Consider the following 23,718-nt stretch of genomic DNA (forward strand, 5'->3'; position numbering starts at 1 on the left):
CGACAGTCATGGACATGCTGTGGAGTGGCTGGGGCGACCCGGCCCGGGCGACGCCCCTGCCGGACTCGGTGACCGGATTGCTGCGCGATCTGCTCGGCGTCAAGCCCCGCGCCCAGGAACCCCTCGCGCTGGAGGACCTGACGGTCCCGGCCTCCCCCCTCGACCCGGCCGCGCACCGCGCCCTGGCCGCCGCCGTCGGCGAGGAGCACGTACGCACCGACCCGGAGACCCGGATCCGCCACACCCGCGGCAAGTCCACCCCCGACCTGCTGCGCATCCGCGAGGGCGACCTCTCCGACGTCCCGGCGGCCGTCCTGCTCCCCGCGGAGCACGACGACGTCGTCGCGGTGATGGCCGCCTGCGCCAAGCACGGCCTGGCCCTCGTCCCGTTCGGCGGCGGCACCTCCGTCGTCGGCGGTCTCGCCCCGGACCGGGGGCGCCCCTTCGTCGCCCTCGACCTGCGGCGCATGGACCGCCTGACCGGCCTCGACCCGGTGTCCCGCACCGCCACTCTCCAGCCCGGGCTGCGCGCCCCGCAGGCCGAGGCGCTGCTGGCCGAACAGGGCTTCACCCTCGGCCACTTCCCCCAGTCCTACGAGTGGGCCACCATCGGCGGCTTCGCCGCCACCCGCTCCAGCGGCCAGGCGTCCGCCGGGTACGGCCGGTTCGACGAGATGGTGCTCTCCCTGACCCTCGCCACCCCGCGCGGCACCCTCGACACCGGCCGCGCCCCCCGCTCGGCCGCCGGACCCGACCTGCGCCAGCTCGTCCTGGGCTCCGAGGGCGCCTTCGGCGTCATCACCGCGGTCACGGTACGGATCCGCCCGGTGCCGGACAGCCGCGTCTACGAGGGCTGGCGCTTCCCCTCCTTCGCGGAGGGCACGGCGGCGCTGCGCCGCCTCGCCCAGGACGGGCCGCGGCCGACCGTGCTGCGCCTGTCCGACGAGACCGAGACGCTGATCGGCCTCGCCCAGCCCGACGCCATCGGCGCCGGCGCGCAGGACTCCTCGGCCGGCTGCCTCGCCGTCGTCGGTCACGAGGGCACCGCCGAGGACACCGAGCACCGCAGGGCCGGCGCGGCCGCCGTGCTGCGCGCCGCAGGCGGCACGCCGCTGGGCGAGGAACCGGGCCGGCGCTGGGCGGGCGGCCGCTACTCCGCCCCGTACCTGCGCGACTCCCTCCTCGACGCCGGGGCGTTCGCCGAGACCCTGGAGACCGCCACCTTCTGGTCCCGTGTCCCGGAGCTGTACGCGGCCGTCCGGGACGCGCTGACCGGCACCCTCACCGAGGCGGGGACCCCGCCCCTGGTCATGTGCCACATCTCGCACGTCTACGAGAACGGCGCCTCGCTCTACTTCACGGTCGTCTCGGCGCAGGGCGACGACGCGGTGGCGCACTGGACCCGCGCCAAGCACGCGGCCAACGAGGCGATCCTCGCCGCCGGGGGCACCATCAGCCACCACCACGGCGTCGGCACCGACCACCGCGACTGGTACCTCCGGGAGATCGGCCCCGTCGCCGCACAGGCGCTGGACGCCGTGAAGCGGCACCTCGACCCCGCCGGACTGCTGAGCCCCGGCGTACTCCTGCCCGCCGGTGACTGAGCGGCACCCCGCCGGACCCCGCCCTGCCCACCCCACCCCTCGGCCCGCCGGAGGCAGCCCGATGCGCCAGTTCACCGCCGTCGTCAACCCCACCGCGGGCGGCTCGACCGGCGCCGCCGCGCTGATCACCCTGGCGCGGCTGCTCCGGGAGGCGGGCGCCGACCTGCGGACCGAGTACAGCCGCAGCCTCGCCCACGCGGGCGAACTGGCCCGCGCCGCCGGGGAGCAGGGCCGGGTGGTGCTCGCCGTCGGCGGGGACGGCATCACCGGGTGCGTCGGCGGCGCCCTCAGCGGCACCGGCGCCACGCTCGGCCTGGTGCCCGCCGGCCGCGGGAACGACTTCGCCAGGGCCCTCGGCCTGCCCTCCGACCCCGAGGAGCTGGCCCGGATCCTCCTCACGGGCGAGCCCCGGCCGGTCGACACGATCGAGGTCACGTCCGCCGTCCACGACCGCACCGTGGTCCTCGGCAGCGTCTACGCCGGCGTCGACGCGCTGGCGAACCGGCACGCCAACCGCTCCCGCCTGCTGCGCGGATCGGCGTCCTACTACGCCGGCGGCCTGCGCGCCGTCGCCTCCTGGCGGGCCGCGCACTACCGCGTCACCGTCGACGGCGTGGAACACGCGCACACCGGCTACACCGTCGTCGCCGCCAACTCCGGCTACTACGGCTCCGGCCGCCTGATCGCGCCGGACGCCCGGGTCGACGACGGGCTGCTGGACGTCGTGATGATCGAGGAGGCGCCCCGCAGGCTGTTCTTCGCCCTGATGAACGAGCTGGAGTCGGGGGCCCACGTGAACCGCCCCCAGGTCCGCGTCCTGCGCGGGCGGGAGATCCGCATCGAGGCCGACCGCGAGGTGCCCTACGGCACCGACGGGGAGGTCGAGGCCGTCCTCCCGGTCAGCGCCCGCGTCCTGCCCGGGGCGCTGCTGGTGCTCGGCTGACGGATGGTGCTCGGCCGAGGGTGGTGCTCGGCTGACGGCCCGGGCCGCCCGGGCCCTGGCCGGCGTGCCTTGCGGTTCCCGCGTGCGGACGCGGGCGGGTGGTGCGCACGGCACCACGCGCCCGCGCCCGACGCGGGTTCCCGCCGTCCCTCACTCCTGTGCGCCGTGGTAGCGCTGCGCCAGCCGGGCGAGCGCGACCGCGCCGAGCAGCAGCCCGAAGTCGCGCAGGGCGACGTCGTAGTAGTCCGGGATGGTCAGCAGGTTGAGGATGATGCCGGCCAGCCAGCCCGCGACCAGCCAGCCCCCGAAGCGCGGTGCCACGGCCACGACGACACCGGCCAGGATCTCGATCACTCCCACCATGTACATGGCTGCCTGGGCGTCGCCCGGCACGATGCCGTCGATCCACGGGGCGAGGTACCCGGGCCAGTCGACGAGCAGATTGGCGAACTTGTCCAGCCCGAACAGGATCGGCGCCACGACGAATCCCGTCCGCAGGATCACGTACGCCTGGTAACCGGGGTCGGCGAGCTGCGCGCGCCGCACACCGGTCGTGTTCTTGCTGGTGGTCGTGGAGGCCATGGCCCCTCCTTCTATCGACAAGGTTCATTACTTATAGAAGACCTCCGCCGTTCTTTAGTCAAGGGCTGTGGGTTTTACACTGGTGTTCGTGGACGACACGGACGAAGTACGCGACCCAGACGTCTCCGCCATCGCCGCGCTCGGCGAACCCACCCGCCGGAGGCTCTACGACTATGTGGCGCGCAGCACCGACCCCGTCGGCCGGGACGAAGCCGCGGCCGACCTGGGGCTGGCCCGGCAGACCGCCGCATTCCACCTCGACCGCCTCGCGGACGAGTCCCTGCTCGACGTGGTGTACGAGCGGCGCAGCGGGCGCACCGGACCCGGCGCGGGCCGCCCGGCCAAGCTCTACCGGCGGTCCGCGCGCCAGATAGCCGTCAGCCTGCCCGGCCGGCGCTACGAACTCGCCGGCCGGCTCCTCGCCCGCGCCGTGGAGGAGTCCGGCGCGACCGGTGAACCGGTGCGTGACGTCCTGCACCGTGAGGCGCGTGCGCTGGGCGCCCGCATCGGCGCCGACGGTGCGGGGGAGGAGGTGCTCCGTGTCCTGGAGCGGTACGGCTTCGAACCCCGGCGCGAGGACGGCACCGTCGTCCTGGGCAACTGCCCCTTCCATGCCCTGGCCCGCGAACACACGCAGACGGTGTGCGGGATGAACCTGCACCTGCTGGGCGGAGTCCTCGAAGGGCTCCGGGAAACCGGCTACACGGCCTGCCTGGCCCCGGCGGAGGGCCGCTGCTGCGTCCGCCTGGAACCCGTCGCCTGAACCGGGCCGGGTCAGGGGCGCCGCCGGGCGGCCGGGCCCCCGTGGGGCGGCACGACCCCGGTGACGGCCGTATCGTGGAACGGCGCCGACTGCCCTATGCGGCAGCGCCCAGCCTCCTCGGAGGAGGACGACCCATGTCCACACGTTTCGAGGCCACCGTCGACATCGACCGCCCGATCGACGAGGTCTTCGCCTACCTGGCGGACGGGGAACACGACCCCGAGTTCAGCCCGCGCGTGCAGCGCATCGACAAGGAACCCGGCGGCCCCACCCACGTCGGCACCGTCTTCACCAGCACGGTCAAGGACGCCGGCATGACGACACGGCGGGAGTTCGAGATCACCGAACTGACCGCCCCCACCCGGATCCGCTGGCACGAACGCTCCCGCAACCTGATCACGGCGGACGAAGGCGGCTACGACCTGGAGCCGACCCCCGACGGCGGCACCCACGTGCGGCTCTACAACGTCCTTGAGGGCCACGGCGTCGGCAAGCTGCTCCTGCCGGTGGCGGGCGGCGCGGCCCGCAAGGACGCCCCGGCCTTCGGCCGGCGCATCAAGACGGCGGTGGAGGCGCACTGACCGTGCACAACTCGCCCGCCCGGCGCCCCCGCGAGGCCGGACGGCCCGGACGCCGCACGGTCGTGGCCGCTGACGGTCCCTTACACCTCGTTCGTGACAGCGGCGTCGGCGCTGGCCGGCAGCGCCCTGCTGCTGACCGGCCGGGTCCTCGGAGTCGGCCGCCTGGGCCTCGGCGCCGCCGCGGCCACGTGCGTGCTGATCAGCATCACCTCGCGGTTCGCGACGCCGGAGCCGGAGGGGTCCGGCCCGGAGAAGGAGGGGGCGACCGCCTGACTCCGCCCGAGCCCCCGACGTCAACTGCCGCACCCGGCCGAGTGTTTCTCCACCGGTCGGCGACCGGGATCCGCCCCCGATGTCAGTGCCGAATTGCAGAATGATCGGAAAAGGAGATCAACACCGGCGCCCCGCTGGGTAGACGGTCTCGAGTCCCGGCTCCGGAAAGGCCCTGCTGATGCTCTCCACCGTCGATCAGGCCGCACGCCTCGTCGCCCTCCCGGCCCCGCGCACCCGCTCCTCCCGCACCGTTGCCGGACCCGCCACCCGGCCCCTGCCCCGGCCCCAGGGGGCGCCCGGCACGCCCGCGGCGGACGTGCTGCGCATCGTCTCCGACCCGCGCACTCCCACCTACGTGAGCGTGCACGCCAACGGCCGTCGCCGGTACAGCTATTGGCGTCCGATCGACTCCACCACGGGCCTCGGCGGCTGCTACGTCGCGCTGCCCACGGACGAGTGCGACGCCCTGCACGCCGCCGGCCGGATCACGCTCGGCGACCCCGTGGTCGACCCGCACCGCACGACGTACCGGGTCCGTGCCGCGGTGCGCACGCCCGCCGCCCCGGCCCGCCCGGCGGTCCGCACCGCCGAGCCGCCCGTGGGCCCGCTGCGGGGGCGCGCCCGCGTGGCCTGAGGCCCCGCCCGCCCCACTCAGCCCGAAGGTCCCGCCCGGGGCGGACCGCCCAGCATTGCCTCCGGCGTCACCCCGGCGTCTGACGGGACGCCAGGGACTCCCGACTCGCGCTGGGGCGAGGCCCGTTGAACTTCTGCCGTCCGGGCGGTCATGGTCCCGTCCATCGCGGGCATCCGAACTCCATCCGCAGTCGCCGGGACCCGGGCGAGTCACGTCGCCGTCCGGTCCGGTGCGCCCCCCCGACGGATCGAGGAGGACCGGCATGAGCAGAGGCAGCCGTACCCTTTCCGCGCTCTACGTCGCCGTCGCCCTCTGGCTCGCCTACTGCACCGTGCGCACCTGGGGCACGGTCCCCCTCTGGACCAGCCTCGCCATGGCCGTCGCCGGTCTGGCCCCGGTGCTCGGGGTCGCCCGGGAGGGCGTCATCGCGGAGGAGCGGCATGCCGTCGCCGTCCTGCGCGAGCGCGAGGGCCGACGCGGGGCCTGGCGCGACACGGCCGCCGCGGTGCTCGCCCGGGTCGAGGTGGACGCCGCGTGCTGCGAACGGTGGTGGACGTCGTGCGCGACCGACCACGACCCCGGCTGCGCGCACCGCACCTCACGCGACGGCACGGCCTGACGCCCGTCCACGCCCCGCGGCCCGGCCGGACCGCGCAGGTGTGAACGCCTGGTCCGGACCAAGGTGTTGACGCTCCCTTACCTCATGCCTTGAATCAAGAGGCGACGCTCTTTCCCCCCACCACCTCGGTCCGGCGTGCCCGTCGGCGGGCCGCCGAACGGAAGGGAGAGCCATGGCCTCTCCGCGCCCCCTCCGCACCTGGCTGATCGCCGCCCTGTCCGCCGCCCTCGTCGCCGCCGGAGCGACCGGGACCGCACGGGCCGAACCCGCCGACGTCCCCGCCCCGACGGCCGTGACCTTCTCGGACACCTTCGACGGCCCGGCCGGAGCGGCGGTCGACTCCTCGAAGTGGCAGCTGGAGACCGGCGACAACGAGAACAACCACGAGCGGCAGTACTACACGGGCGGCACCGGGAACGCCGCCCTGGACGGCCGGGGCCACCTCGTCGTCACCGCCCGCAAGGAGAACCCCGCCAACCACCAGTGCTGGTACGGCACCTGCCGGTACACCTCCGCCCGCCTCAACACGGCCGGGAAGTTCACCGCGCAGTACGGACACGTCGAGGCCCGCATGAAACTCCCGCGCGGTCAGGGCATGTGGCCCGCGTTCTGGATGCTGGGCACACCGGTCGACTGGCCCGCCTCCGGCGAGATCGACATCATGGAGAACGTCGGCTTCGAGCCCTCCACCGTCCACGGCACCCTGCACGGCCCCGGCTACTTCGGCTCCGGCGGCATCGGCGCCTCCTACACCCTGTCCGGCGGCCGGGCCTTCGCGGACGACTTCCACACCTTCGCCGTCGACTGGGCGCCCGACTCCATCACCTGGTCCGTGGACGGCACCGTCTACCAGCGGCGCACCCCGGCCGACCTGGGCGGCCGGACCTGGGTGTTCAACAAGCCGTTCTTCCTCATCCTCAACCTCGCGGTCGGCGGCTACTGGCCCGGCGACCCCGACGGCTCCACCGTCTTCCCGCAGCAACTCGTCGTGGACCACGTCTCGGTGACCACCGGCGACACGGCCCGGGGCGTCCCGGTCAGGGGGCTCGCCGGGAAGTGCGCCGACGTCGCCGGGGCGAACCCGGCCAACGGCACCCCGGTGCAGCTCCACGACTGCAACGGCACGGCCGCCCAGCAGTGGACCGCCGGGGCCGACGGCACGCTGCGCGCCCTCGGCAAGTGTCTGGACGCCACCGGCAACGGCACCGCGGACGGCACCCCGTTGCAGCTGTGGGACTGCACCGGCGGACCCAACCAGAGGTGGACCGTCACGGCGGCCCGCGACATCGTCAACCCGCAGGCCGACACATGTGTGGACGTCACCGGCAACAGCTCCGCCAACGGCGCCAGGCTGCAACTGTGGACCTGTACCGGGGGAGCGAACCAGAAGTGGACGCTGGGCTGAACCGCGCCGGGCGCCCCGCGCCGATGAGCCGATCGGCAAACCGGTTGCGGCCCGCGCCCTGATCGCTACGCTCACCGCGTGCGTATCCCCCGCTCGCCCTCGGGCTGGACCATGGCCGTCTTCGGCGTACTCGCCGCGGCGCTCGGCGCCGTCGGCCTGGTCTCACCGGCCGCTCAGCTGTCGCTGCTCGGTCTCGGTGTGCCGGGCGCGCGGGGGAGCGGCGACCACACGGCCGCCTTCGTGACCGCTTCGTCGATGGCGGCCCTCAACATGGGCGTGTATTACGTGCTCGCCGCGCTGGCCGACTGGCGTGCCTTCTACCTGTGGACCGTGCCGTTCCGGCTCCTCACCTGCACGGTGTTCACCGTCGCGGTGGCCGGCGGTAGGGCACCGCAGGCGTTCCTCGGTGTCGCGGTGTGGGAGGGCCTCGGCGCACTGGCCACCGGCGCCGCCCTGCTGCACGAACGGCGCGCCGCCCGGCGGCAGCCGTCCGCCGGCGCCACGGCTCCGGCGTTCCCCGCCCCTGACCCCGACGAGGAGGTGCGTTGACCCCGCCCCGTCTGACCTCCCTGCTGGAGCAGTTCGACTTCGCCCGCGCGCGGCTGACCGGCCGGATGACCGGCCCCGTGACGGACAGCGGTGACGGATGCGGCACCGAGGTCCCGGCGATGACCGACGACGAGTACCTCTGGGAGCCGGTGCCGGACTGCTGGTCGGTCCGCCCCCGCGCCGGCGGGCCGGGCCCCCGCGCGACCCTGCTGGCCGGCGCCGGCCCCTTCGGGCGCGACGCCGCCGCGTATCCGCATCCCTGGCCACCGCCCTTCACCACCATCGCCTGGCGGCTGAGCCACCTGAGCGAGATGCTGGCGCTGCGCGCCGACCACACCGCCGGCAGCCGCCGGCTCACCCGCGACGACCACCCCGTGCCCGGCGACCGGGACGCGGCCGTGGCCGCCTTCGAAGCGGGGGCCGCGGCCTGGCGGAAAGCGCTGCTGGGCGTCGACGACACCGCGCTCGACACCGTCGGGCTGTGCACGTACCCGCACGGCAGCGACGCGGAGGAATCCTTCATCGACATCGTCTGGTGGGTCAACCAGGAAGTGCTCCACCACGGCGCCGAGATCGCCCTGATCCGCGACCTCTACCGCGAGCGCGGCGACCGCGGCCACTGACCCGGACCGCGTCCGGCGGAAACCGCCGCCGCCCCGGGGCCGGACGCTCCCCGGGGCGCGGACGCCCGCCGGCGCGGGCGCCGGGTCAGTCGGCCGTGCGTGGCGTCGTCCGGAACGCCCAGTCCGGTCGCGGCTCCACCGCCCACCGGAAGAACCGCCGCACCGGCGCCGAACACAGGACCGTCACCACGACCGCGGCCACCACGGTCACCACCACCGCGCCCAGCGGCTCGTACAGCCACTCCGGGTCGTACCAGCCCCAGTACTTGCTCACCTGGGCCACGAAACCGTGCAGCAGATACCCGTACAGCGTGGCCGCGCCCAGCGAGGTGAACCACGTCCGCCGCCCCGGCACCCAGGACAGGAAGCAGGCGACGAGCAGCAGCGAGCAGGCGAACACGGCCAGCGTCGCCACCGGCCCGTACCAGACGGGGGCGCCCAGCTCCTGCGCGCTGTCCCGGTGGTAGAACCAGGCGGTGGTCGACCGCGGGACCGCCCAGTACGCCGCGGCCAGCGCCCCGGCGAACACCGGCACCGCGAGCATCCGCATCCGCCGGGTGCGCACCACGCGGAAGTGCTCCGGCCGCAGACACAGGCCGAGGACGAAGAACGGCAGGAACTGCAGCATGCGCTGGATGTCGAGATCCTCGCCCAGCGACGGGGACATCGTGGCCAGCATGGCGATGCCGAGGGCCACCGGCACCGGCCACCGCACCAGCTTCCACACCGGCGTGGTCAGCCGCCACACGAACAACGACGCCAGGAACCACGTCAGGTACAGCGGCTCCAGGAGGGTGATGGGCCGGTCCGGCACTCCGTCGGTCCAGCGGGTGAAGAAGGTGTACGCCGTCTCGAACACCACGTACGGCAGTGCCACCCCGGTGACCAGGCGCCTGATGCGTCCGGGACTGCCGTCGAAACTGCGGGAGTAGTACCCGGCGATGATGATGAACGCCGGCATGTGGAAGGCGTAGACGAGCTGGTAGAGCGCGGTGACGGTGCGGCTGTCGGACCGCAGCGGTTCCCAGGCGTGCCCGACCGCCACCAGCACGATCGCCAGGTACTTGGCGTTGTCGAAGAACGCGTCGCGACGCCCAGGCTGCTGCGCCGCCACGTCCGTCCCGGTGGGCTCGTCTGAGCGGCCGGCTGCCGGTGGACCGCCCGCCGTGGCCAGGGCCGTCGTGCCGGCCGCGGGGTCGGCGTCCGTCTCCGGTGCGGTACCGCGCTCCTCGGGACCGCGGCCGGCGGACCGTGCGGCGTCACTCACCGCGCCTCCCGGGGTCGTGGGTCTGCGATGCCCGGGGGCCGCCGGTGTGTCTCGTGGGGTGGGGACGGAAGGGGAGGGGGAGCGGAGACATCCCAGCCGCCTCACCCGTCGCACGCCGGCTAAACCTGTGGCGTCGCCCACATACGGCCGGACGGGCGCGGGGCGACGGCGGTCTCCACCGAAGGAGTGGCCCTTGCTGTCTCTGCTCTCCTTTCCGCCGGCCTCTCACTCGCGGAATCCGGCGACTCACGGCCTCCGCACGACCAGGCTCGCCACCTCGTAGGCCATCTCCTCGGTGTCCTCGTCCGGCGGCGGGTGGTACCGCCCGGCACACACCGAGAGGTTGACGATGAGATGGGCATGCCAGCCACGCCCCACGCCCCGCCGGTCGGCGAACGCCCGGTTGCCGTTCACCCACCAGACGACGGACCGCGCACCGAACTCCACCCGGAGGTCCACCCAGGCCCCGGGACGCACCGACCGGTGCCGGTAGTAGTGGCCGGTGTCACGGACATGGTTGCTGAGCTCCAGCAGGTCGGGGTTGTCGGGGTGGTACTCGAAGACGTCGATCTCCTGGTCGCCGTCCCGCCAGGTCCAGATGGCCGGCCAGGCCCCGATCTCCCGGGGCAGCCGTACGCGGGCCTCCAGCACGTCCCCGGCCCGCGCGACGAAGCCCTCCTCGCTGCCCTCGGTGGTGAGCAGACCGGTGTTCCACCGGCCGTCGGGTCTGCGCGTGGCGCGGAAGGTGCCCCCGCGGCCGTAGTCGTCGTCCGGTACCAGGTGGTCGAGTTTGTCGTCGCCGGGATTGGTGGGGCCGCCGCCCGGATAGGCCCAGGAGCGGCCCGCGACCCACTGCCGGGTGGACGCGAAGTCGGCCGTGAAGACCACGTCGTGGGCCGGACCGCTGAGCCGGTCATGGAGCGCGCCGGACGCCGGGCCGGGTGCCGGAGGATTCTCGGGCGAGGAGGACGGGAGGTGCCACGCCGGTTCGTGCATGACCGGGTTCTCTCCGCCAGGAGGCCCGCACATGCCCACGCCCCGCCCGGGTCCCGGGCAAACAACGCGTTCGGGTGAACCACCGGGGGGAGGGGGCGGACGGCCATGGCGGACGAGCGCCGACGTACCGACCCGCACGCCCTCTGGCCGGGCGGGGCCGCCCCGCCGAGGCATCTCGTCCTCCATTCGCCGCCCCTCCGGTCTGTTCAGCGACGGGCCACGGCGCCCCCGGTCGGGTCCGCGTCGAGGGTGTGGCCGAGCAGGTGCAGCGGCGCGGCCGTCACACCGGCTCGCTCCACGGCCCGCCAGTGGGCCCGCGCTGCCTCCGCGTCCACCAGACCGTGCACCAGCGGAAGTTCACTTCTGGCGGTGGCGGTGGCGGCCCACAGCAGGGACTCGGTGCGGCACGAGGCCAGCGTGCCCTCGATCCAGGGCTGGGCGAGATGCCCCGCCGCCGCGACGGCCGGCAGGTCCGCTGCGGGCTCCCGCCGGGCGGTGCCGACGTGCAGCAGTCCGCCGCCGACGATCAGCACGTCGTTGCGCTGCCGCATCCGGGCCAGCGCCCGCCCGGTGTCGAAGCAGTGCGGGAACGAGTCGTCGACCACGACGGCCCCGGGCCGCAGCCGGTCGACGTCGAGCACCGTCGTGGCCCCGCTGACCGCCGTCACCAGCAGATCCGCGTCGTACACGGCGTCCGGCAGCACCTGCTGCGCCTCCACCACCCGGACGTCGCCGGTCAGCCCCCGCTCCCGCAGCCGGCGGCCCAGTTCCGTCAGCCGGGGCCCGCTGCCGGCCACATCGCACAGCAGCAGACCGCGCGGCGGCCGGGCCGCGAGCGACAGCAGCAGTTCGAGGGAGGAGGCTCCGATCGACCCCAGCCCGGCGAACGCCACGTCGAGGTCCGCGAGGTCCCGGCCGGTCGCGTCCAGCGCCGCGTGCACGGTCTTGACCACGGAGACCACCGTCGTCGCGTGGCCGGTCGTCACCGCCGCCGGCTGCCGCCCCGCACGCAGCACGTCGAAGCCGTAGCCGGTCAGCGAGGGGATCATGCCCGCCAGCGACACGCAGCGCGCCCCGCCCGACGCGGCGAGCGACACCGCACGGGAGACGTGGGCCACGAGGTCAGGGCCGCCGGCGAGTTCGTCGGCGAAGAGCGGCACGCACACGAACCCCGACCGCCCCAGGCCGGTGGACACGGTCTCCAGCAGGCGCGGCGCCCCCTCCGGGAACAGCATGCCCCGCACCTCTTCACGCGGCAGCGCGCCCGCGGGCAGACCGGCCAGCCGCGCCAGGTGGTCCGGCGCGGGCAGATAGCCGACGAGCGCCGCGTCCATGGCCGCCACGGGCCCCCCGCCCCGGCGCCCGGCCGCCCGTCCTGCTTCAAGCGCGCCGGCCGCCCGGACGAGACGGTCGCGTACCGCGCGGGCGAAGGCCTCCAGCGCGCCCGCCGAGAACGCTGCCGCGGAGCCACGGACGGTCACGCGCAGCCCGTCCTCCTCCGGCCGCACGGCCATGAACACATCCGTCGCCGACGACGGCGGCAGGAACGCCGACGCGCCGTCCCCCGCGTCCCACGACACCCGCAGCACGCTGTCCCCGGCCGGGGCGAGCGCCGCGAAGTCCAGGAACGTGAAGAAGAACTGCGCGGTCAGAGGCAGCCCGTCGGGGTGGTGCGGCGCCGGGACCTCCTCCTGGGCGCGGGCCTCCTCGGCCGCCGCCGCGACCCGGCGCAGCGCGCGGCCGAAGTCGGCGTCCGGGAGCGGCCGGTCAGGCGACGGGGCGGCCCGCACCGGCACGGCGGAGGCGAACGGACCGAACACGCGGTGCACGTCGGGCACCGCCCGGTCGTCCCGGCCGCTCACCGCCAGCCCCACGACCAGGTCCCCACGGCCCGTCAGCACCGCCAGCTCCTGGTGGTAGGCCGTCAGCAGCGGGGCGTGGAGCGTGGTCCGCGCGTCCGAGGCCAGCTTCCGCAGCGCCGCCGTCCGGGACGCGTCGAGCGTGAACTCCGTGGCGTGGAAGTCCAGGTCCGCGGAGCCCGTGGCGGCAACGCCCCGCACGGGGGAGCGCAGCACCGGCGGCCGGTACGGGGCGGCCACCTCGGCCGGGACCGCCCCCGTGCCGGTCGGCAGGCCGGTGCCTGTGCCGGTGCTGGTGACGGCCGGGGCACGGGCCGACAGGACGTGGTCCCGGAAGTCGGCCCGCAGCGGGTCCGGCAGGGGGGCCTCGCCCCGGGTCAACCGGTCGTAGACCTCCGTCAGTTCCCGCATCAGCAGCGCGGCGCTGTATCCGTCCGCGATCACATGGTGCGCGTGCACCAGCAGGACGTGCTCCCGCGGGGAGAGGGTGAGCACCCGCAGCCGTACGAGCGGCCACGCCCATGTGTCCAGGCGCCGCCGCGACTCGGCCGCCGCCCGTTCGTCGACCGCGTCACGTCCGGTGACCGTCTCGAACTCCACCGGCAGCCGCAGTGACCGGGGCAGTTCCTGCTGGACCGGGGGCCGGGCACCGGCCGGGAAGACCGTGCGCAGCATGCCGTGGCGTTCCACGAGCAGGTCCACCGCCCGCTGGAAGAGGTCCGGGTCGAGCAGGCCGGACAGCCGTAGCCGCGCCAGCCACGTGCCGGCGCCCGGCGACAACGCCTCGGCCAGGAGGAACCCGCGCTGGCCCGGCGTGACCGGGAAGGGCCCGGAGGGGCCGGCCGTCCCGTCGCCCGGCGCAGGCACCCGGGCCGCCGACGGCACTCCCGCCGCCTCCGGTGGTCCGGCGGCGTCGACGGCGGACGCCAGCGCCGCCAGGGTGCGGTGACGGTAGATCACGGTCGGCCGGGGGAGCGGGCGTCCGTCCTCGGCGAGCCGGTCGAACACCTGCAGGACGAGCAGGGAGTCGCCGCCCAGGTCGAAGAAGTCGTCGTCCCGGCCGACGGAGGCCACCGGAAGCAGGGCGGACCAGATCGCCGCGAGCCGCCGCTCGGTCGGTGTCGCCGGAGCGGTTCCCCCGGAGCTCTCGGAGCTCTCGGAGCCTGCGGACGTGCCGGACCCGGCCGCCGGGTCCGCCGGTCCGGTGTGCCGGGCCCGCCCGGGGGCCCGCGGGGGCTCGGCTTGGCCGGCCGCCGCCGTCCGGTCGGCCACGCCCGGGCCGGTCAGCGCCGCCCGGTCGACCTTGCCGGTGCCGGTCAGCGGCATCGCGTCGACGACGGTGAGGCGCGCCGGGACCATGTAGGGCGGCAGCAGCGTGGCGAGGTGCCGCCGCATGTCCCGCGTGCCCGGCCGCCCGGCGCCCGCGCGCACGGTGACGAAGGCGTGCAGGCGGCCCTCCCGCGCGATCACGACGGCCCGGCCGACACCCGGGTGCGTCTGGAGGGCGGCCTCCACCTCGCCGGGCTCCACCCGGTTGCCGCGGATCTTCACCTGGTCGTCGAGACGGCCCAGGAACTCCAGTTCACCGTCCGCCGACCACCGGACCCGGTCGCCACTGCGGTACCAGCGCCGCCCGTCCCGCACCACGAACGCCCGCGCGGTCAGTTCCGGTTCGCCCAGGTATCCGTCGGTCAGGCCGGTTCCGGCGATGAGGAGTTCACCCGGCTCGCCCGGACCGCAGGGCGTGCCGTCGGCGCCGATCACGGCCAGGTCGGTGCCGGCCACGGGCCGTCCGACCGGCACCTGCCGGACGGTGTCGGCGGGGCGGGCGTCGATGACGTGGCACGTGGCGTTGACGGTCGTCTCGGTGGGCCCGTACAGGTTGGCGATGCGCGCCCCCCGGCCGAACAGGTCGAACCAGCGGCGCACATGACCGGCGGGCAGGGCCTCCCCGCCGACGTGCACCCAGCGCAGCGCGGACAGGTCCGGCACCGCGCCCCCGTTCCGTACCCGCTCCTCCGCGGCGGACAGCAACTGCTCCCACACCGTGGGCACCGAACTCCACACGGTGATCCGGGTGCGCTCCACGTGGGCCAGCAGCATCTCGGGATCCCGCAGCAGGTCCCGGGACGCCGACACCACCGTGCCCCCCACCATCAGCGGGGCCAGCAACTGGCGGACCGAGGCGTCGAAGCAGGGCGACGCGGTGCGGGCCAGACGGTCGGCGGGGCCGTAACCGAAGGTGGCGACCGCCCAGTCGAGGTAGTTCTCCATCGCCCGGTGACTGATCGGCACGGCCTTCGGGCGGCCCGTGGAACCCGAGGTGAAGATGACGTACGCCACCGCCTCCGCGCCGGTCACGGCGAGATCGGGGGCGGCCGCGGGGGACACGGCGGCCCGCCGTTCCTCGTACCCGCCCGCATCCGCGTCCGCAGCGTCCACGGGCACCGGCCGTGCGCCGTCCAGCGCGCCCGCAAGGTCCCGGGTGGCCGCGTGGCAGACCACCACGGTCGCGCCCGTGCACGCCAGCTGACCGGTGAGCCGGGCCTCCGGGTGGTCCGGGTCCAGCGGGACCCAGCCGGCGCCCGCCCGCAGGATGCCCACCACCCCGGTGACCGTGTCCGCTCCCGGCTCGGTGAGCAGCCCGACGAGGTCACCCGGCCGCACCCCGTCGGCGCGCAGCCGGGCGGCGAGCCGGGCGGAGGCCCGGTCCAACTGCTCGTAGGTGAGGGACGCGTCCCCCGTCTCGACGGCGATCGCGCCGGGACGGTCACGGAATCGGGCCAGCAGACGGGCGATCAGCGGGACGCTCCCGTCGGCCCGCACGGGCACCGGGCGCGGCGCCCCGGCCGCATGGTCCCGGCGGGAGGGCGCCGGGAGCGGCGCGCCGGGTTCCTCCGGTGCGAGCAGGGCGGCGAGTTCGGCGCGGAACTCGCGGTCCAGCCGGGCCACCGTCGTGCGCGCGAAGAGAGGCGCCGGGAAGTTCCACGCCATGCGCAGCACGGGACCGTCGGACCAGCACAGCAGGCTCAGCCGGGTCGCGGCCGACCCGGTGCCCGCGGCGGTCGCCCGCACCTCGACCGGGCAGCCGTCGGCGAGCCGCGCGGGGAAGCGGGCGAAGCTGAAGCCCGCGGGGCTCACCGTGCGCGGACCGGTCCCCGCCCCGGGCAGCAGGCCGGCCAGGTCGAGGCTGCTGGGGCCGGCGTGCCGCTCGCTCTCCAGCCAGGCCAGACGCACCCGTTCGGCCAGCGCCACGAGGGGTTCGCCGCCGGTGGTGCGGCACAGCAGCGGCAGGGTGTCCGCGAGCGGGCCCACCAGGCGCTCCACGCCGTCGAACCGGTCCTCCCGCCGGGCCCGGGCCACGTTCACGGCGATGTCCGGCCGCCCGGACCAGCGTGCCAGGCAGCGCACGTACGCGGCGAGCAGGAGGTGGAACAGGGAGACGTCGTGCGCGGCGGCCAGCCGTTCGAGCGCCCGCGTCGGTTCCGCGCCCAGCTCGCCGTGGTGCTGCACGACCGGCCCGGCCACGGGCGCACCGGGTGCGGTACCCGGCGGTGGCGTGTCGTAGGGCAGCCGCAGCGGCTCGCCCAGGCCGGCGAGACGCTGCCTCCAGTAGCGCAGGTCGGCTTCGGGGGCGCCGTGCGTCGTCGCAGCGGCATGGCGCGCGAACTCCGGTGCGGCCGGCAGCCCGTGAGGGCTCTCCCCGCGGTGCAGCGCGGTGTAGACCGTCCAGAGTTCCTCGGCCAGGAGGTTCAGGCTGTACCCGTCGGCCGCCGCGTGGTGCGCCACCAGCAGGAGATGGGCGAGCTCCGGCTCCTCGCGCAGCAGCACGGCACGGACGGGGGGCCCGGCCGCCAGGTCGAAGGGCCGGTTGCACAGGGCCGTCTCTGCGTCGGTCAGGTCCCGGGCGGGGCACGCGCGCACCTCGTACCAGTCGGACAGGGGCGCCGGTGGGGCCACGCGTTGCACGGGCAGCGGGCCGCCGTCGTCCACGCGCAGCCGCAGCATGCCGTGCCGTTCGGCCAGCGACTCCAGCGCACGGCCGAGCAGGCCGGGGTCCAGAGGGCCGCGGACCGTCATCCGCAGGTGACCGCGGGCCGGAACCTCCGGATGCAGCCGGCTGCTGGTGTGCAGCGCGAGCTGGACCGGCGTCAGGGGGAACGGCACACCCTCCCCGGTGGCGGCCGCCCCTGAGGACACCGCCTCCGGCGTCCGCGCCCCCGCCCGGGGGGACCCGTCCGGCTCCGGACGGTCGAGGCGGGCGGCGAGTTCACGCACCGTGCGGTACTCGAAGAACAGCGTGGCCGGCAGGTCCCGGCCCGTCCTCCGTTCGAGCCGCTTGACCAGGTCGACCGCGCTCAGCGAGTCCAGGCCGAGGCCCAGGAACGGCGTGTCGTCGTCGACGCCCGACGCGGGAATCCCCAGCGACTGGGCCAGCAACTCCCGCAGCAGAGCCGCGTGTCCGCCTCCCGCCGACGCCGCTTCACCGGCCCCGGCCGTCGCGGCGGGGCGGGCGGGAGCGGGGGAGAGGGAGGGGCCGGCGGGCCGGTCCGTCGACGGTGCCGCCGTGACGGCCGGTCGCGCCCGCTCCTCGTCCGGCCGGGTCCGGGACGCCCCGGTCCCGAGGTCGGCGAGCACCACCTGGGCCGTGTCCGTCCCGCACACCGACTGCAGGGCGGCCAGCGCGGGCGCGATGGCGAGGGGACGCCCCGCCGGACCGGCGAGGACACCGGCGTCCGCCGCCCCCGCGGCCATGCCCGGACCGGCGAACGGGCCGAAGTTCACCGACAGCCACGGGCGTCCGGCCCGCCGCTCGGCCCCGGCGAAGGCGTCGAGGAAGGCGTTCGCCGCGGCGTAGGCACCGAGCGCCCCGGCGAGGCCGGGCAGCACCGACGCCACCGACGAGAACGCCACGCACAGGCCGGCCCGGCGGCCGTGGCGTCCGAGCGCCTCCGCCAGCAGGACGGTGCCGGCCGTCTTCACCGCCAGGACGTCCAGCGTGTCCGCCACGTCCGTACCACGCAGACTGCCCGGCCGTACGACCCCGGCCGCGTGGAACACCGCGTCCAGCGGCGGCAGCCCGGCGACGAGCCGCTCCACCTGGTCCGGCACGGTGAGGTCGGCGGTCACGTAGCGTGCGTCCGCGCCGAGCGCGGTCAGCTCCTCCAGCAGGCCCCGGGGCGGACGCACGGAACGCCCGGTCAGCACCAGCACCGGCCGGCCGCGGCCCGCCAGATCCCGGGCGAGGGCCGACCCCAGGGCTCCGGCGCCGCCGGTGAGGAGGTAGGTGCCGTCCGCGGGAAGGCGGTCGGCGACGGCCCGCTCACTGGTACTCGGTCCATCCGTACCCGGCGCATCCGTGCCCGGCGCATCCGTGCCCGGTCCGGCCGTGCCCGGTCCGGCCGTGACGGTCCGCCGCCACCGCCGGCCGCCCCGCCAGGCGACCGGCTCGGGTGTCCGCGGGACGGACAGCTCGGCGGCCACGGCCCGGACGCGGCTCAACGCGTCGTCAGCGGAGGCGAGATCGACCCAGTGCGCCGAGGCACCCGCCGACTCCGGGTCGACGGCCAGGGCCAGCCCGCCGAGGACCGCCTGCCCCGGCACCGGGCGCTCCACGCCCCGCCCGGTGACGTGCACGTCCTCGGTCACGAGCAGAAGCCGCCGCGCCCCGTACCGGTCCACCAGGGCCAGCGCGTCCCGGAACTGCTCCACCGCTCCGTGCAGGCCGGTGTCCGGTCCGGTCGCCGTTCCCGGGTGCGCCGGTCCGGGGGCTGCTCCGTGCTGGTCCGCGTCCGGCCCGGCCGCGGTCGTGGAGGCCGCTCCGCGCACATCCGTGCCGCCCCCGCCGGCCGGCCCCAGCCGTACCGGCCCGGCGAGCAGCAGCACCGTCGCGGGACGCTCGCCGTCCGGGGCCGCGTCGTGGACGTCACCGGCCAGCGCCCGTACCCCCTCGGCCTTCAGTGCGTCCGTCAGGCGTCGCACCGCCACATCGTCCGGCCCCGTCACCAGCACGGCCCCCGCAGGGCTGCCGGCGGCCGGCGGCGCGGGGCGCCAGACCACCTCGTGCAGCAGCCCTCCGTCATCCGGCAGCGGGCCGGGCCAGTACCGGCGGCGCTGGTACGGGTACGGCGGCAGGGGCACGCGCCGGGTGCCGGCGTCGAGTTCCGTGCGGTCCAGCGGCACGCCCCGCACCCAGAGGCGGGCCACGGTCGCCAGCAGTTCCCGCGCCCCGCCCGGCCCGGTCACGGCCCCGGTGTCCTCCACCCCGGCGTCCTCGGGCCGGGCGGGCGCGGACACCACGAGGATGCTGCCGCTCCCGGCATCGCTCGCCGCACCGTCCGCCCCGCCTCCCGCCCCGCCGTTGGCACTCGCGCTCGCGCGCGCCCGGCAGCGGGCGGCGACGGCGCGGACCGGACCGGCGAGGCCCCCGTCGGCCCCGAGAGCCACGAACGTGTCGTAGCCCTCCTCGGCCAGCCGCTCCACCGCCCGGCCGAACCGCACGGGCCGCAGGGCGTGTTCACGGAGGTGCTCGGGGCTGAGCCACGACTCCCACCGGGCGGTGAGCGTGCTCATCAACGGCACGTCGGACGCCTTCGGTGCGAGCTTGCGGGCCGCCTCGGTGAGAGCCTCCGCCACCGGCTCCATCAAGGGGGAGTGGAAGGCACGGGTCACCTCCAGCGGGCGGACCGTCGCCCCCCGCCCGGTGAGCCGTTCCGCGGCCCGCCGGACCGCGTCCGGCGTACCCGACAGCACCAGCCGGCCGGGCCCGTTGTACGCCGCGACCGCCAGGGTGCCGGCCGCGGCGCCGACCAGGTCGGCCACCTCGCCCTCGTCGGCGCCGCGCACCGCGGCCATCGCGCCCGGCGCGGTCGACGCGCCCATGAGCCTGCCGCGTTCGGCGGCGAACGCCAGCGTGTCGGGCAGCGACAGCATCCCGGCGACACAGGCGGCGGTGAGTTCCCCCACACTGTGTCCGACCACCGCGTCCGGCCGCACCCCCCAGGCCGCCAACTGCCGGGCGAGGGCCACTCCGTGCGCCACCAGCAGCGGCTGCGCGACCTCCGTCGCCGCCAACTCCCCGACGTCCGGCGCGGTGTCGGCGCACCAGGCGGTCAACTCCCGTCCGTGCACGGGGTCCAGCACTGCCGAGGCCTCGTCGAGCGTCGCGCGGTACACCGGAGCCGTCGCGTACAGTTCCCGGCCCCGCGCCGGCACCGGAGCGCCCTGCCCGGGCAGGACGAACACGGTACGCGGACGGCGTGTCACCGTGCCGGCGGCGGCTCCGAGCCCCGCGCCACTGTCCGTCCGCAGGGCGGCGAGCCGCTCGCGCAGGTCACCGTCGACGACCACGGCGAGGCGGTGGGGGCGCTCGTCGCGGGCCTGCGCGGCCGACCGGCAGACGTCGCCCTCGGCGAGGTCCGGACGCTCGCGCAGATGGTCCGTGAGCCGTGCCGCCCACGCGTCGAGTCCCGCGGCGCTGCCCGCCGACAGCGTCAGCAGCCGCGGCCCGGCGCCGTCCCGGTGCGGTGGCCGTACGGGGGCGGGCGGGGCCTCCTCCAGCACGGCGTGCGCGTTGGTGCCGCCGAAGCCGAAGGCATTGACGCCCGCCCTGCGCGGGCCGTCCGAGTCCCATCGGGTGGCCTCGGTGACCAGCGCGAAACCGGCCCGTTCGACGGCCGGTGAGGGCCGGGTGCCGTGCAGGGAGGCGGGCAGCCGGCCGTGCCGCAGCGCCAGGACGGTCTTCACCAGGGACGGCAGCGCGGCGGCGTTCAGCAGGTGCCCGACGTTGGTCTTCACCGAGCCCAGCAGTCGGCGCCGGCCGTCCGGGCGGGCCGGAAAGGCGTGGGCCAGGGACCGGAGTTCGATCGGGTCGCCCACGGGAGTGCCCGTGCCGTGCGCCTCCACGTACGTCACCGAGGCCGGATCCACGCCGCAGACCTCGTAGGCCCGGGTGATCACCTCGCGCTGGCGCAGCGGGTTCGGCGCCATGAGGCTGAGCGACGTCCCGTCGTTGTTGACGGCGGTGCCGCGGACGACGGCCAGGACGTCGTCGTCCTGCCGCCGGGCCGCCGGCAGGGGGCGCAGCACGAGGGCGGCTCCTCCCTCGCCCGGGACGAAGCCGTCGGCGTCGGCGGCGAAGGCGCGGCTGCGTCCCGTCGGAGACAGGGCCTGCGCCGCCTCCAGGGCCCGGTGCGCGTCCGGGGTGAGATGCAGGTTGACGCCCCCGACGACCGCCAGGTCGCACTCGCCGTCCGCGAGGCTGCGCCGGGCCAGGTGCAGGGCCACCAGGCCGGAGGAGCAGGCGGTGTCCACGACGAGCGCGGGCCCGTCCAGGTCGAGGCAGTGCGCGACCCGGGCGGCCACCAGGTTGGGCAGCGTGCCGGTCAGGGCCGCTCCGGCGGGCGGCGTGTACGCCGGACCGGCGTCGGCGAGGACCTGCCGGTAGCCGCTGTCGCCGACGGCCGCGAAGACGCCGACCCGCAGCCCCCGTCGTCGCGCCCCGGCGTATCCGGCGCGTTCCAGGGCCTCGTGGGCGAGTTCGAGGAAGATGCGTGCCTGCGGGTCCAGGGCGCGGGCCTCCGCGTCGTCAAGGGTGAAGTGACCGGCGTCGAAGGAGGCGGGATCGTCCAGGAAGGCACCCCAGCGGGCCGTCCCGGGCGCCCCTCCCGCGCGCCTCCCGGCCCCGGAGTCGCCCCCCGGCTCGGCCCCCGCGTGCCCGGCACGGAAGTCGACCCCGCCGTGCGTCCCCGCGCCTCCGGTGCCGGGGCCGTCGTCCCAGCGGCCGGGTGGCACCGTGGTTACCGCGTCCCGGCCGGAGACGAGCAGGTCCCAGAACTCCTCCGGCGTGTCCGCCCCCGGGAACCGGCACGCCAGGGCGAGCACGGCGGTCGGCGGCGCGGGCACCGGCTGCCCGCCGGCGCGCCCCACGGCCCGGTCACCGGAGCCGCCCGCCCGGCGGTCCACCCCGGTCCCGCCGTCCGCACCGTCCGCACCGTCCCCGCCGTCCGCGCCGACCGCCGAGGTCGTACCGTCAGCCCCGCCCCCGACGCCCCGCCCGTCGCCGCCCCGCCCGGCGGGCCACCCCGCACGGGCCGTCTCCCGGACGTCCAGCAGAGGGTCGGTGAGCGCACTCACCGTGTCGTTGCGCAGCACCGCCGGCTCAAGGGGCACGCCCAGCGCGTCCTCCAGCGCGGCGAGCACCTCCATGGCCTTCAGTGAGGTGCCGCCCAGTTCCGCGAACCGGTCACGGTCCCCGAACGACGGCTCCGGCACCGCCAGCACCCGGGCCCACGCGTCCCGCACCGTCCGGCGCACCTCCCGCCGGGAGCGGGGCGGAGCCGTGCCCTCCGGGGTGCGCACCGCCGGCTCCCGCGCGGTGCCCGACGAGGCCGACGGCCGGTAGCCGTCCGCCTCGAACCGGGCGCGCATGCGCTGCCGCCGCACCTTGCCGCTCGTGGTGCGCGGGAAGGACGACGGGGGGAGGGCCAGGACCCGTACGTCGTCGTGGCCCAGGGCCGCCCGCACCCGCCGCGCCACCATGTCCAGGACCTCACCCGCGGAGGCGGGCGGCCGGGCCCAGGCCACGAACACCACCACCCGCTCGCCGCCGGTCACCGGGTCGGTCGACCCGACCACCACCGTCGTCCCCGCGGGAACCCCGGGCGTCGCCGCCGCCACGTCCTCCATGTCCGGCGCGTGGAACGTACGGCCGTTGACGAACAGGACGTCCTTGGCCCGGCCGCTCACGCACAGCCGGCCGTCCCGCAGGAAGCCCAGGTCGCCGGTGCGCAGCCAGCCGCCGGCGAAGGACTCGGCCGTGGCCGACGGCAGCCGGTGGTACCCGCGCGCGAGCTGCGGGCCGCGGACCTCGATGTGCCCCACCCGCCGGTCGCCCAGCGGCCGGCCTCGGTCATCGGTGACGCGCACCTCGCACCCCGGTACGGGTGCGCCGACGTCCATCAACTCCACGGCGCCGGCGCCCGGTTCCCGTTCCACCGCGTGTCCCCGGCTGAGCCGGTCCCGGTCCAGCACCACCGGTGCGGCCACCTCGCCCGGGGGCGGGAACGTGACGCCCAGGGTCGCCTCGGCCAGCCCGTACACGGGTGTCGCCGCACGCGGATCCAGCCCGGCCGTCCGTGCCCGCCGGGTGAACGCCCGCCACACCGTGGCGGAGATCGGCTCGGCGCCCACCAGCAGCAGCCGCACCGCGCTCAGGTCCAGCCGCGCGCACACCTCCTCGGGCACCCGGCGGACGGTGAGCGCCAGCGCGAAGTTGGCCGCCGACAGCACCGTGGCCCGGTGGGCGGACGCCGTCTCGAACCACAGCCGGGGATTCTTGGCGAAGGACAGCGGGGCGATCCTGACCTGCCGGGCCCGTGCGGCGAGGGGCGCCAGATGGGTGCCGATGAGGCCCATGTCGTGGAAGTACGGCATCCAGCTGAGCACCACGTCCCGTTCGGTGAGCGCGGACGCCGCGGTCAGCTGCCGCAGGTTCGCCACCACGGCCGCGTGGGTCAGCTCCACGCCCTTCGGTGCGCCCGTGCTCCCGGAGGAGAACTGCAGGAACGCCAGGTCGTCCGGCGCGGGCGTGGCCGGGTCCGCGAGCGGGGGCCCCTCACGCAGTTCCTCCGCCCGCAGCACGCGTACCCCGTCCGGGAGTTCGCCCGCCACCGGAGCGCAGGACGCGTCCACCGCCACCGGCGGACCGCCGAGGTGCTCCCACACGGGGCGTACCCGCCGCGCGTCCGGTGCCAGCGGCACCGGCACCAGACCGGCCGCGAGCGCACCCCAGAACAGCGGCTGGAAGTCCTCGCCGCGCTCCGCGATCAGGGGCACGCAGGTGCCCGGCGCGACACCGGCCTCGCGGAACCCGCCGGCGACGTGCAGCGCCTGGTCCAGGAGTTGCCGGTAGGTCACGGTCGACTCGCCGCCGTCGCCCCGGACATGGACGACCACCTGGTCGGGGGACGTACGGGCGGCGTCCAGCAGGACGTCGAGGAGCGTGGCGGCGTTCATGGAT

The 23,718-nt window shown here is 76.0% G+C and carries 14 protein-coding genes; 10 read left to right on the plus strand and 4 right to left on the minus strand.

Features of this window, described 5'->3' with window-relative positions:
• Positions 1–8 precede the first annotated feature (8 nt).
• Both ACIRPP_RS02760 and ACIRPP_RS02765 read left to right on the plus strand, forming a co-directional pair.
• Positions 9–1,604, plus strand: a complete 1,596-nt coding sequence (locus ACIRPP_RS02760) for an FAD-binding oxidoreductase (protein ID WP_403637368.1) — start codon at positions 9–11, stop codon at positions 1,602–1,604.
• A gap of 61 nt (positions 1,605–1,665) precedes the next feature.
• Positions 1,666–2,547: a diacylglycerol/lipid kinase family protein gene (locus ACIRPP_RS02765; protein ID WP_403637370.1), complete on the plus strand. Its 882-nt coding sequence runs from the start codon at positions 1,666–1,668 to the stop codon at positions 2,545–2,547.
• 150 nt (positions 2,548–2,697) lie between these two features.
• On the opposite strand, the gene ACIRPP_RS02770 is transcribed toward ACIRPP_RS02765, so the two are convergent.
• Positions 2,698–3,129, minus strand: a complete 432-nt coding sequence (locus ACIRPP_RS02770) for a hypothetical protein (RefSeq protein WP_403637372.1) — start codon at positions 3,127–3,129, stop codon at positions 2,698–2,700.
• An 82-nt stretch (positions 3,130–3,211) separates the two neighbouring features.
• Here ACIRPP_RS02770 and ACIRPP_RS02775 point away from each other — a divergent pair, with 82 nt between their 5' ends.
• The 8 genes from ACIRPP_RS02775 (at position 3,212) to ACIRPP_RS02810 (ending at position 8,576) form a co-directional block, all read left to right on the plus strand.
• Positions 3,212–3,892 (plus strand): helix-turn-helix transcriptional regulator, encoded by a 681-nt coding sequence (locus ACIRPP_RS02775; RefSeq protein ID WP_403637584.1) that lies wholly within the window; start codon positions 3,212–3,214, stop codon positions 3,890–3,892.
• A 134-nt stretch (positions 3,893–4,026) separates the two neighbouring features.
• Entirely contained in the window at positions 4,027–4,473 is a 447-nt protein-coding gene (locus tag ACIRPP_RS02780; RefSeq protein WP_192234859.1) for an SRPBCC family protein, read from the plus strand.
• Positions 4,474–4,566: 93 nt separating this feature from the next.
• Positions 4,567–4,746: a hypothetical protein gene (locus ACIRPP_RS02785; protein ID WP_403637374.1), complete on the plus strand. Its 180-nt coding sequence runs from the start codon at positions 4,567–4,569 to the stop codon at positions 4,744–4,746.
• A gap of 178 nt (positions 4,747–4,924) precedes the next feature.
• Positions 4,925–5,380 carry a hypothetical protein gene (locus tag ACIRPP_RS02790; protein WP_403637376.1) on the plus strand — a complete coding sequence of 152 codons (456 nt, stop codon included), beginning with the start codon at positions 4,925–4,927 and terminating at the stop codon, positions 5,378–5,380.
• A 262-nt stretch (positions 5,381–5,642) separates the two neighbouring features.
• Positions 5,643–5,999, plus strand: a complete 357-nt coding sequence (locus tag ACIRPP_RS02795) for a hypothetical protein (protein WP_031102058.1) — start codon at positions 5,643–5,645, stop codon at positions 5,997–5,999.
• Positions 6,000–6,171: 172 nt separating this feature from the next.
• Positions 6,172–7,404: a ricin-type beta-trefoil lectin domain protein gene (locus ACIRPP_RS02800; protein WP_403637378.1), complete on the plus strand. Its 1,233-nt coding sequence runs from the start codon at positions 6,172–6,174 to the stop codon at positions 7,402–7,404.
• Between the two features lie 78 nt (positions 7,405–7,482).
• On the plus strand, positions 7,483–7,953 hold the full coding sequence (locus ACIRPP_RS02805) for a hypothetical protein (RefSeq protein ID WP_403637380.1): 471 nt from the start codon (positions 7,483–7,485) through the stop codon (positions 7,951–7,953).
• On the plus strand, positions 7,950–8,576 hold the full coding sequence (locus ACIRPP_RS02810; protein WP_403637382.1) for a DinB family protein: 627 nt from the start codon (positions 7,950–7,952) through the stop codon (positions 8,574–8,576). The genes ACIRPP_RS02805 and ACIRPP_RS02810 overlap by 4 nt, the downstream gene beginning before the upstream one ends.
• Before the next feature lie 85 nt (positions 8,577–8,661).
• Here ACIRPP_RS02810 and ACIRPP_RS02815 read toward each other — a convergent pair whose 3' ends face one another.
• The 3 genes from ACIRPP_RS02815 to ACIRPP_RS02825 form a co-directional block, all read right to left on the minus strand.
• Entirely contained in the window at positions 8,662–9,843 is a 1,182-nt protein-coding gene (locus ACIRPP_RS02815) for an acyltransferase family protein (protein WP_403637384.1), read from the minus strand.
• 246 nt (positions 9,844–10,089) lie between these two features.
• Entirely contained in the window at positions 10,090–10,839 is a 750-nt protein-coding gene (locus tag ACIRPP_RS02820) for a beta-glucanase (protein WP_403637386.1), read from the minus strand.
• A gap of 206 nt (positions 10,840–11,045) precedes the next feature.
• Positions 11,046–23,714, minus strand: a complete 12,669-nt coding sequence (locus ACIRPP_RS02825) for an amino acid adenylation domain-containing protein (RefSeq protein WP_403637388.1) — start codon at positions 23,712–23,714, stop codon at positions 11,046–11,048.
• Positions 23,715–23,718 lie beyond the last annotated feature (4 nt).

Source organism: Streptomyces sp. NPDC101219 (assembly GCF_044767675.1).
Lineage (GTDB): Bacteria > Actinomycetota > Actinomycetes > Streptomycetales > Streptomycetaceae > Streptomyces.

Coding starts and splice junctions, on each gene's coding strand:
- ACIRPP_RS02760 (WP_403637368.1), top strand. CDS start 9: ATGGACATGCTGTGGAGTGGCTGGGGCGACCCGGCCCGGGCGACGCCC.
- ACIRPP_RS02765 (WP_403637370.1), top strand. CDS start 1,666: ATGCGCCAGTTCACCGCCGTCGTCAACCCCACCGCGGGCGGCTCGACC.
- ACIRPP_RS02770 (WP_403637372.1), bottom strand. CDS start 3,129: ATGGCCTCCACGACCACCAGCAAGAACACGACCGGTGTGCGGCGCGCG.
- ACIRPP_RS02780 (WP_192234859.1), top strand. CDS start 4,027: ATGTCCACACGTTTCGAGGCCACCGTCGACATCGACCGCCCGATCGAC.
- ACIRPP_RS02790 (WP_403637376.1), top strand. CDS start 4,925: ATGCTCTCCACCGTCGATCAGGCCGCACGCCTCGTCGCCCTCCCGGCC.
- ACIRPP_RS02795 (WP_031102058.1), top strand. CDS start 5,643: ATGAGCAGAGGCAGCCGTACCCTTTCCGCGCTCTACGTCGCCGTCGCC.
- ACIRPP_RS02800 (WP_403637378.1), top strand. CDS start 6,172: ATGGCCTCTCCGCGCCCCCTCCGCACCTGGCTGATCGCCGCCCTGTCC.
- ACIRPP_RS02820 (WP_403637386.1), bottom strand. CDS start 10,839: ATGCACGAACCGGCGTGGCACCTCCCGTCCTCCTCGCCCGAGAATCCT.
- ACIRPP_RS02825 (WP_403637388.1), bottom strand. CDS start 23,714: ATGAACGCCGCCACGCTCCTCGACGTCCTGCTGGACGCCGCCCGTACG.